Source organism: Sorangium sp. So ce363 (assembly GCF_051520435.1).
Classification (GTDB): domain Bacteria; phylum Myxococcota_A; class Polyangia; order Polyangiales; family Polyangiaceae; genus Sorangium; species Sorangium cellulosum_B.
In genome coordinates, this window is record NZ_CP150333.1 from 2,693,621 (window position 1) to 2,706,856 (window position 13,236).

9 protein-coding genes are annotated in these 13,236 nt (G+C 69.8%); 1 reads left to right on the top strand and 8 read right to left on the bottom strand.

Annotated elements, in window-relative coordinates; translation table 11 throughout:
* Positions 1-98: 98 nt before the first annotated feature.
* The gene (locus WMF12_RS10430) at positions 99-527 is read right to left on the bottom strand and encodes a hypothetical protein (protein ID WP_437870465.1); all 429 of its coding nucleotides are present in this window, start codon (positions 525-527) and stop codon (positions 99-101) included.
* A 489-nt stretch (positions 528-1,016) separates the two neighbouring features.
* On the opposite strand from WMF12_RS10430, the gene WMF12_RS10435 reads away from it, so the two are divergent.
* Positions 1,017-3,038: a hypothetical protein gene (locus tag WMF12_RS10435; protein WP_437870466.1), complete on the top strand. Its 2,022-nt coding sequence runs from the start codon at positions 1,017-1,019 to the stop codon at positions 3,036-3,038.
* 238 nt (positions 3,039-3,276) lie between these two features.
* Here WMF12_RS10435 and WMF12_RS10440 read toward each other — a convergent pair whose 3' ends face one another.
* From WMF12_RS10440 to WMF12_RS10470, 7 genes are all read right to left on the bottom strand, one after another.
* A complete protein-coding gene (locus WMF12_RS10440) occupies positions 3,277-4,344 on the bottom strand; it encodes a S41 family peptidase (protein WP_437870467.1) in 1,068 nt (355 codons plus the stop codon).
* 12 nt (positions 4,345-4,356) lie between these two features.
* Positions 4,357-5,049, bottom strand: a complete 693-nt coding sequence (locus WMF12_RS10445) for a DUF3540 domain-containing protein (RefSeq protein WP_437870468.1) — start codon at positions 5,047-5,049, stop codon at positions 4,357-4,359.
* Between the two features lie 16 nt (positions 5,050-5,065).
* Positions 5,066-6,805 carry a pentapeptide repeat-containing protein gene (locus WMF12_RS10450; protein ID WP_437870469.1) on the bottom strand — a complete coding sequence of 580 codons (1,740 nt, stop codon included), beginning with the start codon at positions 6,803-6,805 and terminating at the stop codon, positions 5,066-5,068.
* Positions 6,802-9,237, bottom strand: a complete 2,436-nt coding sequence (locus WMF12_RS10455) for a DUF2169 family type VI secretion system accessory protein (protein WP_437870470.1) — start codon at positions 9,235-9,237, stop codon at positions 6,802-6,804. Before WMF12_RS10455 ends, WMF12_RS10450 begins: the two co-directional genes overlap by 4 nt.
* A gap of 25 nt (positions 9,238-9,262) precedes the next feature.
* Positions 9,263-10,381, bottom strand: coding sequence for a hypothetical protein (locus WMF12_RS10460; protein WP_437870471.1), 1,119 nt, complete (start codon positions 10,379-10,381; stop codon positions 9,263-9,265).
* Between the two features lie 45 nt (positions 10,382-10,426).
* A complete protein-coding gene (locus WMF12_RS10465; RefSeq protein WP_437870472.1) occupies positions 10,427-11,680 on the bottom strand; it encodes a hypothetical protein in 1,254 nt (417 codons plus the stop codon).
* A 144-nt stretch (positions 11,681-11,824) separates the two neighbouring features.
* Positions 11,825-12,946 carry a DUF4419 domain-containing protein gene (locus WMF12_RS10470; protein ID WP_437745437.1) on the bottom strand — a complete coding sequence of 374 codons (1,122 nt, stop codon included), beginning with the start codon at positions 12,944-12,946 and terminating at the stop codon, positions 11,825-11,827.
* Between the last annotated feature and the right edge of the window lie 290 nt (positions 12,947-13,236).

The following is a 13,236-nucleotide window of genomic DNA, read 5'->3' on the forward strand; positions in this document are numbered from 1 at the left end:
AGCCGGTATCCCACGAAGCTGCACCCCGCTATGCTGCACCCCGCTATGAAGAGGGTTCTATCGCCGGCGGATGGAACGGCGTTTGGGGCTCGTCGGGCTCACGATGATCGCATGATGAGCTGCTGAGTCGCCTTGCGCTCGCCCACGACGGCGACCACCGTCTCGGAGGCGAGCCCCGCCGCGCCCTGCGACGTGCGGCGGATCGCGCCGAGCAGCGCGAACCAGCCGAGCTGGCTGCTCGAAATGGCGCGCTCGGTGATTCCGTCCACGCGGGCCAGCGTCTTGCGCGCGACCCGGAACATGCTGCGATCGACCCCCTCGAGCAGGTCGAGCGTGGCGCCGAGCCGCTCCTGCGTCTCGACGCGCACGTCCTCGAGGAAGCCGAACCCCGCGCGCACGACCTCTTCGACGACGCCGAGGCTGCCATCAACCCAGGTGGTGATCAGGCCCTCTTGCGGAACGCTGAGCTTCGCGCGTTCAGAACCATTGCTGCCGGCCGCGGCTTGGCCGGAGATGCTTTCGTCCATCTCGAACCCCCTTCCTCAAAATGGCTCGCAGGCCATTCGCCTGCTGCGAACCCACTATCAACGACTGAGTTCTCGGATGGGTTATCACAGGGCAACAAAGGCGTGAACTCTTTCTTCGTCATCTCGTCATCGCGATCGCGCCCTCTGGTGCTCTGGTCGGTCGCGTCCGTTGCGCAGGTTGCGTAGGTTGCGTCCGTTGCACCTTGCGTCCGTCGCGTTCGTTGCGTCCGTCGCGTTCGTTGCGTCCGTTCCCGGGGCCAGACGTGCCGCGCGGAGTGAGGCCGTGGTGGCGCCCTCCCACGCGTCCTGCTGAATCCGCTCTACCTGGGTAAATTCGCTGAAAACTCGCGATAAACGGCCAGCGCGTCGGAGACGTAAGCTGGCGGCCACCGAAGACCCTTGGTCCTTGGCAGGCGCGCCCCGGCTGGGTACGGTCCCGCGGTGCCCACGAGGCCCACGAAGATCGAGCGATTTCTGAGGGGGACCACCTTGTCCACGCTGCTTGCCGCCTCCTGTGTCTCCGGCGCACCGCACGGCGAGGCGCCCTCCGCGCCGCCACCTGCTGAGCTCTTGGCCTTCGAGCTGCAAGAAGGCCAGATAGACAACCACTTCTTCCGTCGTGGTCATATCGCCGCCCATCTCTTGACGACGTCGGGCGTGTCGCCGCGGCTCATCATCGCTTTTCCGGCAGGGAACATGGGAATCGCGGTGTGGTTCGATTCTCTGCCCGCGCCGGTCGATCTCTCGGTGGAGGGGGACGTCTCTGACGTGGAGCGCGTGGAGCGGCCCGGCGTCATGCGCGGCGTGTCGGCGCTCCTTGCGAGCGAGGCGCCGGTGCTGCGTGTCCATCGGGTGCTCCTAGGGAGTGTCCGTACGCTCCGCGACGTGGGGCGCGACGCCGAGGTTCCGGCCTGGCTCGGGAACGACGTCGAGGCGTTCGCCTCGCAGCGGGGAGCGGCGATCGCCGTGCGGCGCACGATGCTGGACGGCGGTCATCACCTCGAGCTGCTCATCGAGCCGCAGGACGGCACGACGGCCGCGCTCGGGGGCGACGGCCGGATCGAGCTGGCGGCAGGGCCGAGCGGCCTCCGTGTCCGGGTGACGGCGCTCTCGGACGAGGCGCCGCTCACGCCGGTGCCCCTCGAGGAGCTCGTGACGGAGCGCGCCAGCGACGATCCGCGCCACCGACAGGCGCTCGGCTTCCTCGCGTACCGGGAGAAGCTGCTGGCCGGGTCCTGGCGTTTCCTTACGTACTTCGGCCGGGACACCTTGCTCGCGGTGAGGATGCTCCTGCCCGTCCTCGATCCGGCGGTGGTCGAGGCGGGCATCGGCTCGGTCCTCGATCGGCTGAGCCTGACCGGTGAGGTCGCGCACGAGGAGGCGATCGGCGAGTACGCGGCGCTCATGCACCTCGATTCGGGCATCCCCGGGGCGCTGCGCGAGCCCGTCTACGATTACAAGATGATCGACGACGACTTCCTCCTCGCGCCGGTCGCCGCGGAGTATCTCCTCGGCAGCGCGGCCGGCCGGGAGCGCGCGGCGGCGTTCCTGTCGCGCCGGACGCCGGGGGGCGACACGTACGCGGAGGCGCTCGCGCGGAACGTGGCGCTCGTGCTCCACCTCGCCGCCCCGTTCGCCGAGACGGGGGATCCGATGACGTTGATCGGGCTCAAGGCGGGCACGAAGGTGGGCGAGTGGCGTGACAGCCAGGAGGGCCTGGCGGGCGGCCGGATCCCCTACGACGTGAACGCCGCGCTGGTTCCGGCCGCGCTCCGCGCGTCGGCGCGGCTGCTCGCGAGCCCGCTGCTCGGCGCGGACGCGGAGCGCGCCGGCCGGGCGGAGCGGCTCGCGCGCGCGTGGAAGGACGCCGGCGTGTTCTTCCGTGTGGAGCTGCCGGAGGACGAGGCCAGGCGGCGCGTGTCGTCCTATGCGGCGTCGCTGGGCCTGGACGCGGCGCCGGCGCTCGCGTCGCTCTCGGGGACGCTCTCGTTTCCTGCCGTCGCGCTCGACAACGAGGGGAAGCCGATTCCCATCATGCACTCCGACGACAGCTTCGTCCTCCTGTTCACGGAGCCGCCGCCCGCTGCGCTGGAGGAGATCGCGGGCCGCCTGATCCGCCCGTTCCCTGCCGGCCTGCGGACGCCGGTGGGGATCCTGGTCGCGAACCCCGCGTTCGCGCAGGATCCAGCGATCCAGAGGGATTTCACGGCGGCCCATTACCACGGGACGGTCACGTGGTCGTGGCAGCAGGCGATGCTGGCCGCGGGCGTCGAGCGGCAGCTCGGCCGCGGCGATCTGCCGCCCCGCGCGCGGGGCGCGCTGGAGCGGGCGCAGAGCGCGCTCTGGGAGGTCATCGCGGCGACGCGCGAGGCGAGCACGCGGGAGCTCTGGAGCTGGGCCTTCGAGGGCGGCTGTTACAAGCTGGTCCCCTTCGGCGCGGAGCGATTGCACCATGACGAGTCGAACGCGGTGCAGCTCTGGAGCACCGTGTACCTCGCGGTACGCCCCTGACAAATCCCCTCAATGGTTGGCATTTTTAGCGGGGAATTGAACAGGGAGACAGGGAGATTGATGGAATTTTACTCCCCGTCTCCCCGTGGATTTCTCCGAAGAATAATTGAACAGGGAGGCGGGGAGACGGGGAGATTCATGGAATTTACTCCCCGTCCCCCCGTCTCCCTGTGAATTTCTTCGGATATTTCGAGGGGATGCTTCAGGGTACGCCCCTGAGCCGAGCGGCGGATCGCGCTCAGGCCTTTGCGCCGGCGATCAAGTCCATCAGCGATCGCCGCTCCCCGCCACGATCGGCTCCTTCAATCGCTCCCAGCTCGACATCAGGCCGGATCCCCGTCCCGTGGATCGGCTCTCCGCCCGGCAGGACCATCCTCGCGGCCGGCGCGAGCACCGGCGCGTGATCCTCCGGATCCGCCGCGACCTTCAGCGCCGTTCCCTTTCCGTACGTGCGCTCCCCTGCCACGACCGCCCTCCCGTGCCACTGGAGGCAGCCGGCGAAGAGCTCCGCCGCCGACGCCGTCCCGCCATTCACCAGGATCCACAGCGGCGCGCGGCACGGATCCCGGTGGCTCGACCGGTACACGATCTCGTCGCCGTCCGCGTCGATCGCCCTCCCGAGGACGCTCCCCGGCTCCAGGAAGTCGCCCGCGAGCTCGAGGAACGCCGTCAGCTCCCCACCGGGGTTGTCGCGCAGATCCAGCACGAGCGTCTCCAGCCCTTCGGCCTCGAGCGCCCTCACCGCCGTGTGGACCCGGGCGGGCACGTCCAGCGAGAAGGTGCGGATCTTCACGTACCCGACCCCCGGCTCGAGCTGGACGCTCTCGACGGGCGACGCGCCGCCGCACGGGTGGAGCGACGCGACCAGCGCGTCCAGATCGGCCAGCATCGGGGCGCCGGCGGGCCGCGCGCCCCCGGCGCTGCCCGCGTTGTACGTGATGAAGACGTTGGTCACGCTCGGCAACACCTGGACGCCGATGAAGCAGTTGTAATTGTTGCCGGACCTCGGAGAGAGCAGCGACGTGGCGGGGGCATAGTTGATGAAGACCCGCACGTTGCCGAACGTGTACTGGCCTGTTCCCATGAAGGTCCAGTGCAGCGTGCCCAGCCAATCGCCCATCGTGAGGATCGCGCGCGCCAGGAGGCTCAGCGCAGGCCCCATCGAGAACCACACGTTGAACGAGAACGGGAACTTCACCGCGTTCGGGTCGAAATTGGGGAACGGGAACGGGCCGAGCGCAGGCGACATGCACACGTCGGGGTACCCGGCGCTCATGCCGGTGCACTTGTTGTTCGCAGGCAGCATCGCGCCGGCCTCCTATCCCAAGAGGATCTGCTTGCCGTTCACCGTGACCGTCTCCTCGGTCAGGATCGTGGCGTTCTTCGCCTTCGTGAAGGCCGTCTTCTCCACGATCGTGTGCGACTCGCTCGCCTGCACGCTCAGCAGCGCGCTCACCCGCTGGACCATCGAGGTGAACCTCTGGACCATGGCGTCGGCCACCATCCGGATCTTGCCCGCCTGCACCTCGAGCTCCGGCCCCCGGATCGCGACGCCCTTGTCCCCGGACAGCGAGAGCTCTCCGTCCCTCGCGTGCACCGCCACGTCCCCCTGGAGCGACAGCACCGTCCGACCCGCGCCGTGGAGCACGCCGATGGCGTAGTAGCGCTCCTCCCTGCCGATGACGAGCAGCGTGTCGCCCACGGCGGGCTCGTAGGGCAGCGCGAGCGCCATCTCGACGGCGACCGGCTGGCCGCCCGGCAGCTCCACCGCGATCGTGCCCCCGTCCGCCGCCGTGACCCGGCCCGGGCCCAGGTACTCCCTCGGGAGCGCCGCGGCGCCCTCCTGGCCCGCGTCGTCGGCCGCCGCGCCCCCGGCCCGCGGGAGGCCGATCCGAAGCACGTCCGCGCCGCGCGAGCCGTGCGCGCCGTACGCCCGAGGCGCGTGCTCCTCGCCCGCCGCCGCATCCACCCGCACGGCCGCCGCGCGATCGCTCTCCTTCATGGCTCCCATCGACATCGCTCCTCCTTCATTGCGAGCGCCGCTCGGGCGGCATCCATGCTTCGGCCTCGAGCCGATCGACGTCCGTGCGCCTCGCCGTGGCGAGGTTGGCGTCGAGATAACGTGTCTTCTCGTCGCGGACGTGGTGCAGGTTCGCCCAGTGCAGGTCCGCGCCGGTGAAGTCGGCGCCCGAGATGTCCGCGTGCGAGAGATCGGCGTGGTGCGCCTTGACCCCCACGAACAGCGCCCCGGCCGCGCGGACCTCGTGCATCACCGTCTCCCGGATGTCGGCCCCCGCGAGGTTCGCCCCCGAGAGATCGGCCTTCACGAAGATCGCATTGCGGAGCATCGCCTGCGTCAGCCCGGCGCCGGCGAGCACGCCCTCGCCGAAGAAGGCGGCCTTCGCCATCGCGCCCGCCAGCGAGGCCTGCCGCAGGTTCGCCCCCTTGAAGTTCGCGTTCGCCAGGATGGCGCCGTCGAGCCGGGTCCGCTCCAGGTTGCACGAGGTGAAGTCGCAGTTCGACAGGTTGCACCCCGAGAGGTCCATCCCCGAGAGGTTCCCGAGCGCGAAGAAGCACCGCGAGATGGTCAGCCCGGAGAGCGACACCCGCGTCAGGTCCACGCCGGAGAAGTCCACGCAGTCGAAGATCGCCTTCTCGAAGGTGATGCCCTCCACGACCGCGGTCCGCAGCGTGGTCTGCGAGACGAGCGCGCGCGTCAGGTTCGCGCCCGTCAGGTTGGCCCCCTCCAGCATGCAGCGCACGAGCCGCGATCCGGACAGGTCGGCGCCCGAGAGATCGGCCTCCTTGAAGACCACCATCTCGAGGTCCTTGCCCGAGAGATCCGCGCCCGGCAGCCGCGCCCGGTACAGCATGCACGACCTCAGCGTCGCGCCCCGGAAGTCCGCGCCGGTGAGGTCGCAGCTCGCGAGCACCGTCTGGTCGAGCGTCGCGCCCCGGAAGCTCGCGCCCCGGAGGTCCGTTCCCTGGAGCGACGACAGCGTGAGGTTCGCGTTCTCGAAGCTCACCCCCGCGAAGTCCATCCCCTCCAGCGCCGCGCCCGCGAGGTCCGCCCCGGAGAGGTCGAGCCGGCCGAGGCGCGCGCCGTCGAACACCGTCTTCGTGAGCTTCTTCGGGAGCACGGCCTCCCGGAGATCGGCCTTCAGGAACACCACCGTGTCGAGCTCGGCGCCCGACAGATCGGCCCGCGTCAGGTTCGCCTCGGCGAACGACGAGCCCTCGATCCGCGCCTGCGACAGCGAGGCGCCCGAGAGGTCCGCCCGCGTGAACGACGACTGCGAGACGGTCACCCCGTCGAGCGCCGCGCCCGACAGGTCGGCGAGGTCGAGCCGCGTGCCCTTCAGGGTCGCGCCGGACAGCTCTGCCCCCGCGAGCTTCGACTCGGCCAGGTTCGCCTCCTGGAGCCGCGCGCCGCGCAGGTTCGCCCCGGTCAGCTGCCCGCGGACCAGGCTCGCCCCCGTGAGGTTCGCCCCGGCGAGGTTCGCGCCCGAGAGGTCGCTCTGGGCGACGGCCGCGCCCTGGAGATCGGCGCCCGACAGGTCCGCGCCGCGGAGCGCGCACCAGGCCATCTTGATGCCGCGGAGATCGGCCCCCGAGAGGTCCGCGCCCTCCAGCTGCACCCGCCCGAGCTTCACGCCGCGCAGCCGCGCCTTGCGGAGATCGGCCCCCCGCAGATCCATGTCGCCGAGCGTCCTGCCCTCGAGCGCCTCGCCCGCCTGGAGCAGCGCCCTCAGCTCGTCCGGGGTCATCGATCTCGCTCCAGCGTCGACTTCTTCAGGTTCGCCCCCCTGAAATCACAGCCGGATCCCGAGGTTTCGTAGAATTTTGCATCGTAGAGGTTCGCGTCGACGAACTTCGCCTCCGGGACCCGCGCCTTGAGCAGGTCCGCCTCGAAGAGGTTCGCCCGCGTGAAGTCGGCGCGCGTGAGGTTTGCCCGGTCGAACCGGGCGCCCCGCACGTTGGCCCCGAAGAACCTCGCCCCGTCGGCCGTGGCCTCACTGAAGAGGGCGCCCGTCAGCACGGCGAGGCTGAGATCCGCGCCGGTGAGGGTCGCGCTCATCCACACGCTCCCGTCGCCCCGCGCGCCCGTGAAGACCGCGCCGGTGAGGTCGGAGCCGGAGAAGCTCGTGCCGGTCAGGGTGGCGCCCGCGAACGTGGCGGAGGCGCCCTTGACCTTGGACACGAAACACCGCGTGAGCGAGGCCTGCGACAGGTCCGCGCGCTCGAGCACGGTGCTTTCCAGGAAGGCCACGGCCCACGCCGCCCCGCGCGCGACGGCCCCCGTCATGTCCGCCCTCGAGAAGACGAGCTGCGACCCTTGCGTGCCCGAGAGATCGGCCTCCATGAGCCGCGCGCCGTCGAACGTGGTGCCCTCCAGCGTGGCGCCGCGGAAGACGGCGCGCTCTGCCCAGGCGCTCTGCAGGGTGGCGAGGCTCAGGTCCGCGCCCGTGAAATCGGCCTCCCTCACGTCGGCGTCGAACAGCACGGCCTGCTTGAGGAGGGCGCGCGTGAGCCTCGCGCCCCGGAGGTTGGCGCCCGTGAGGAGGGCGCCCGTGAGGTCCGCGCCGGTCAGGTCGCGGCCGCTCAGGTCCTGCTCGCTCAGGTCCTGGTCGCGGAGGTCGCTCCCCGGCCCGATCTGCCCGGGCGGCCGCGGCGGGGCCATGGAGAGGCCCATCGACGCGAGCTTCGGATCGCCGGCGAGCTTGTCCCACGCCGCGAGCGCCGGGACCTGGGTCCCGCGCGCGGCCGCGAGCGCCTTCGCCTCCTCCACCGCCCGCGCGACGCGCCGGAAGGCCGTCCGGAGCGCCGCGTCCATCAGCACGGGCGACGCGTCGGAGCTCATCGGCGGCAGGGCCTGCGAGGCCTTCGGCAGGTTGCGCAGCGCCTCCGCGATGACGCTGCCGAGGACCTTTCCCCCCGGCAACGCGATGCCCGCGAGCGCCGCCATCGCCCGGCCGATCCTCTCCTGCTGCGGCTTCGCGACGTCGCCGAGCCGCGCCTTGAGCAGCGCCGACAGCGGGTCGAGCCCCGCCGCGCCGCCGCCGTCGCGCGGCGCCGCGCCGTCGCCCTTCTTCTGCAGCGCCTGCAGCGCCCCCCACTCCTCCTTGAGCTCCGGCGCGAGCTGCTCCTCGATCTCGAGCGGATCGGCCTCGAAGCGCGCGAGGATCTCCCGGTAATGCTCCTCGGGCAGCGCCGGCCCGTCGAGCGGCTCGGAGGCGACGAGCGTGGTGACGCGCGAGAGGTCGTCGTCGGTCACCTCCGTGAGGCCGCGCCACGTGAGGAACAGGGCCCCCTCGTCCAGGTTGGCGAGCAGCGTGTCGAGGTGCATCGGCACCTCCCGAAACCCGCGCTCCGCGTCGTTCGCGAACACGCGGATCCGGAGGCCCGGCAGCCGCGACCGGAAGACCTCCGCGTCGGGGTGGAGGTTCTGGAACAGGAGCTCCTCGTCCCCGCGCAAATAGGGGAGCCACTGATCGGGCCGGGCCGCGTTGAAATAGGTCCAGTCGAAGTCGTCGGCGAAGTAGGGCGCTCGCTTCTCGCGGTACGCCTTGCCGTAGTTCTTCCCGACCCGGGCGCGCCGATCGGGCCGGTTCGGCGACAGGGGCCCGAACCCCGCGGGCGCCGGCCGATCCGAGCGCGACAGCAGCAGATCGTCCGGGCCCTCGACGTTGGGGAGCTCGCGCGTCCCGTGGCCCCTGCCCACCGGGTTGAGCGGGTGCCCCGGCCCTCCGAAGCTGCGCCGATCGCCGAGCGGCATCCGGTCGAACGGCACAGGATCGCTCATGGCGGGCCCGAGCAGGCCATCCATCCACACGCGCTCGCCGACCACGCGCAGGATCTTCGACCAGGACCCGACGCCGAACCGCACCGGACACTCGGTCATGCGCGCCTTGCCCGGCGTGTGGCACGTGCCGATCAGGAGCACGTCGGCGTGGGGCTTGAAGTCCGCCAGATCGCTCGGGTACAGGCACTCGCCGGTCTGTTCGTGATCGTCGTCGTGGAACACGTCGCCGCGCAGCGTCTCCTGCGCGAGCGCCGGGTGGCCCTCGGGCAGGGAGAGCGGCGCTCCGGGCGTGAGGGTGAACTTCGCCCGGACGATCAGGGTCATCTCCGGCTGAGGCGGCCTCCGCGAGGTGACCTTGCTGCCGAAGAGGAACGGGGTGAGGTTCTTGTTCGCCATCCGTGAGGGTCGTCGCGCGTGCGCGTCACGTCATGAGGTGGACTGCCGCGATGTTCGTGCGGACGGGCACGACCTTGCCCCGGTCCAGGGTGACCTTCAGCTTCTCCGTCCCCATCGAGAGCGTGGGCCCGATGCTGGCATCGAGGGACGCGGCGACGGTGACGGACGCCTCCAGGCCGATCGTGGCGCTGGCCGAGATGCCGCCTGTGAAGCTCACCTCCGCGCCGAGCGTCGCCTCGATCATCGCCCCCAGGACGACCTCGTTGACCATGCCGAGGTTGATCGTCGTCTCGATCCCGTCGACGACGGTCTTGCTGTCGCCCTGCGTGTAGGAGTCCGCGTCGCCGTACTTCTCGTCCTTGGTGTCGGCGTGGGTCTCGGAGATGATCTTGCTCGCCTTTGTATAGCTCTTGATGATGTCGGCCTCGGTGTGGTCATCGATGGTCCCGGTGACCGTGGTCGAGGTCGTGATCGACCCCGCCTTCATCGTCGACTTCGACGGTCCCTCGACGGTCGTCTCGTCGGTCATCGACGTGGCGTGGGTCTTCGACACCATCGTGTCCGCCCATGTCTCGTTGGAGATCGAGGGCACCGGCAGCTTCGCCGAGCCGGTATAGGACGAAATGCTCTTGGCCCACGTCCTGTCGACGATCGTGGGGTTCTCCCCGAGGACGCCTGAGGGCGGGAGCCCCCAGGCGTCCGTGATCTCGTCCAGGTTGCGCGGCGGGCTGTCGTGTCCGGTGACGCTCTCCATCTTGCTGCTGTAATGGAACTCGAAGGCATCGCCGTGGTAGGTGGTGTGCACCTCGCCCTTCACGGTCTTCTCGCGCAGGCGCTTCTCGCCGCGGGGGCCCTGGATGAAGTCGAACTCGCCCGACCCGTAGAAGGTGATGCTCTTCTCGTTGATCTGCCCGTCCTCCGCCTTCCAGCCGCCCTCGAACTCGCGGCGACCGAGGATGGTCATCTTGTAGGTGCCCCCGATGACCTCGACCTTGTCGCCCCGCGTGGTGATGACCCGGTTGCCGTCGGTGTGATCTCGCCAGGTGTACTCGTCGCCCTCGGCCGCGCCGATGCGCAGGTACGACGACATGCCGTCGCCGAAATCAGGCACATGGAGGATACCGTACTTGCCATCGCCGGCCATGGGAGCTCCGTATCCGGTGGCGCGTGGAGCGTGGTGCTCGCGCCCTCAAACGAAGAGGTTGAACGCCGAGACGATCTTGTTGGCGAGCGCGATCTCCGTCTTGCTCATGTGGAGCTCCACGCCCGCCGGGCTGATCTCGAGCGTGGGGCCGGCGGAGACGTCGATGCTCCCGGTCAAGCTGAAATCCGCCTTGAGCCCGACGGTCACGTCGACGATGCCGCCGGCCGTGAAGGTCACCTCCGCGCCGAGCGTCGCCTCGATCATCCCCCCCAGGACGACCTCGTTGACCATGCCGAGGTTGATCGTCGTCTCGATCCCCTCGACGACGGTCTTGCTGTCGCCCTTCGTGTAGGAGTCCGCGTCGCCGTACATATCGTCCTCGGTGTCGGCGTGGGTCTCGGAGATGATCTTGCTCGCCTTCGTATAACTCTTGATGATGTCGGCCTCGGTGTGGTCATCCATGGTCCCGTCGACCTTGGTGGAGGACGTGATCGACGCGGCCTTCATGGTGGATTTCGACTCCGCCTTGACGGTCGTCTCGTCGGTCATCGAGGTGGCGTTCGTCTTCGTCACCATCACTTCCGTCCAGGTCTCGTCGGTGATCGACGGCACCGGCAGCTTCGCGGAGCCGGTATAGGACGAGATGCTCTTGGCCCACGTCCTGTCGACGATCGTGGGGTTCTCCGTCGGGATCGCCTGGGGCGAGGGCGGATTCTTGTCATCGATGAAATCGTCGGTGACATTCAGCGTGGGGAACGTGTCCGTGCCGGTCTGGCTCTCCTTGATCTTCCCGAAGTAATAGTCGTAGACGTCGCCGTGGTAGAGGGTGTGCACCTCGCCCTTGATGGTCGTCTCGACCACCTTCCACGTCCCGCCGTAGTTCTGCACCCACTCGATCGTGGTGCCGCCGCCGAAGGTCTCGCTGACCTCGGTGACGTGCCCTCCCGACACGTCCCAGCCCGCCTGGTGCTCCCCGCGGCCGAGGATGAGCAGGCGGTAGTTCCCCCCGATCACCTCGACCTTGTCGCCCTTGGTGGTCGAGATGCGGTTGCCGTCGGTGTGATCGCGCCAGCCGCCCTTCGTGTGCAGCTTCGCGGTCTCGGCCTTTCGCTCGCCCACAGGCACGAAATTGGGCGAGCCGTCCCGCTTGCGGTCGTCGTCGGTGAACGTCTGAATCCGCTCGGCGAGATCGTCGCCCGCGCTCTCGCCGAGCGGCGCGGCGGCCCCGAGGCGCAGGTAGGACGGTTCCCCACCATTCAGATCCGGTACTTCGAGGAGCGCGAATTTGCCTCCGGACACTGGAGCCTCCGAGCGTGATCGACGACGCATGGCGTCGCCGTGTCGCGGACCGCACAATCCTATGTCAGGGGGAGCCGCCCGTCCACGCCGAACCGCTCGCCGCGATCGTCGTGATCGAGCGCGCGGCTCACGGGGCCGCGTGGCTCACGAGGCCTCGGCGGGGCGCTGCGCCGCCGACTCGGGGGCTTGGTGCGCGATGGCCCAGACGAACTCCGGCAGCAGCGCGAGGGAGTGCGGATCCTGCGTCACGCCGATGAGACCGCTGATGAACTCCATGGGGTGCTCGCGCCTGCTCCCGTCGATGAAGCGCAGCTGGGCGCTGGTCAGGCCGGGCGGCAGCTCGGAGAGCCCCGGTCCCTGCGGGTTCCCGAGGCCCCCGAGCGCGTCGCTCCGGGCCTCCGCCGTCAGCCATCGCTCGTGCCAGCTCTCGAGATAGGGATTCGGGGCGAAGTAGTCGTTGGGCCACGCGCGCAGGTAGGGAAACAGCACGTGGATCCACCCGGTCAGCTCGTCGGCCGAGCTCTCGTACCTGAAGAACGCGCGCCAGAACATCGTGTCGGCGCGCCCCTCCGCCGAGGCGGCGATCTGGTCGAGCACGGGCAGGAGCGCGCGGGTCCACCGATCTTGCCCGACGGAGCCGAGCATCGCCACGCGCTGGCGCACCCAGCGCCAGTCGTCGGACGTGCCGAGCAGGTACACGCGCGGGATCCCGCGCTGCGGGAACACCATGTCGCCCGGGAACGGCGGCTCCCACGCGTAGTGCGGCGCGAGCGGGGTCGCGACCGTGAGCTCCGACGACACCCGCTCGACAGGCCCCGTGGTGGAGAAATTGGAGGTCACGAGGTCCCGCAGCGAGCCGACCCGCGCTGAAACCTGCCTGGAAAAGTCCGGAAACAAAGCTGGCCACGGGTTCACCTCGCCGAGGGTGAAGTCCGGGCGATCGACGACGAGCGAGAACTCGTGATCGTCGGGGAGGAAGCGGCGTCGATGCTCGTCGTTCGCGGCGAGGTGGAACGTGAAGCCGCGCGCCAGGCAGAGCCAGACCACGTCGGGCGAGAGCACGAGGGGATAGCGCTGGGTGAAGGCGGTATAGGCGGCCTGGACGAGCGGGTGGAGGTCCGTGCGTCCCACGAGGGGCAGGCGGTGGCGGTAGGAGGCCTCGATCTTCGAGACGAGCAGGCTCTGCACCGCAGCTTCGCTATCGAATCCCGGCAACGGCGCCGTTGCGGGCTCGACGTCGGCAACGGCGATCGTCGTGACGTTCATGAAACCTCGTCCTCCCCAAGCCTGCGCGGCGCGCTCGTGATCCTTCGCTGTCCTTCGTACACGAGCGTGCGGCGCGCGACAACGGGCCGCGCGCAGGCGCCCACCGCGGCGTCGCTGCATGGGACGGAGCGCGCCCGGGCGCGGCACATTTCTGCTGCCCGGCGTGAGCGCTGGGGCCCGGCAAGGTGCTTGTTCCGAGGCATCGATTGGTGATGGGTCGTGATCGGTCGTGCCCCGGGTCCGCTGGGAGACGTGCGCGGTCGTTCTTCCGGACCTCTGAGAAGACAGGA

Excerpts from the sequence above, each read along its gene's own strand:
- WMF12_RS10430 (WP_437870465.1), bottom strand. The coding sequence starts at position 527 with ATGGACGAAAGCATCTCCGGCCAAGCCGCGGCCGGCAGCAATGGTTCT.
- WMF12_RS10440 (WP_437870467.1), bottom strand. The coding sequence starts at position 4,344 with ATGCTGCCTGCGAACAACAAGTGCACCGGCATGAGCGCCGGGTACCCC.
- WMF12_RS10445 (WP_437870468.1), bottom strand. The coding sequence starts at position 5,049 with ATGGGAGCCATGAAGGAGAGCGATCGCGCGGCGGCCGTGCGGGTGGAT.
- WMF12_RS10450 (WP_437870469.1), bottom strand. The coding sequence starts at position 6,805 with ATGACCCCGGACGAGCTGAGGGCGCTGCTCCAGGCGGGCGAGGCGCTC.
- WMF12_RS10455 (WP_437870470.1), bottom strand. The coding sequence starts at position 9,237 with ATGGCGAACAAGAACCTCACCCCGTTCCTCTTCGGCAGCAAGGTCACC.
- WMF12_RS10460 (WP_437870471.1), bottom strand. The coding sequence starts at position 10,381 with ATGGCCGGCGATGGCAAGTACGGTATCCTCCATGTGCCTGATTTCGGC.
- WMF12_RS10470 (WP_437745437.1), bottom strand. The coding sequence starts at position 12,946 with ATGAACGTCACGACGATCGCCGTTGCCGACGTCGAGCCCGCAACGGCG.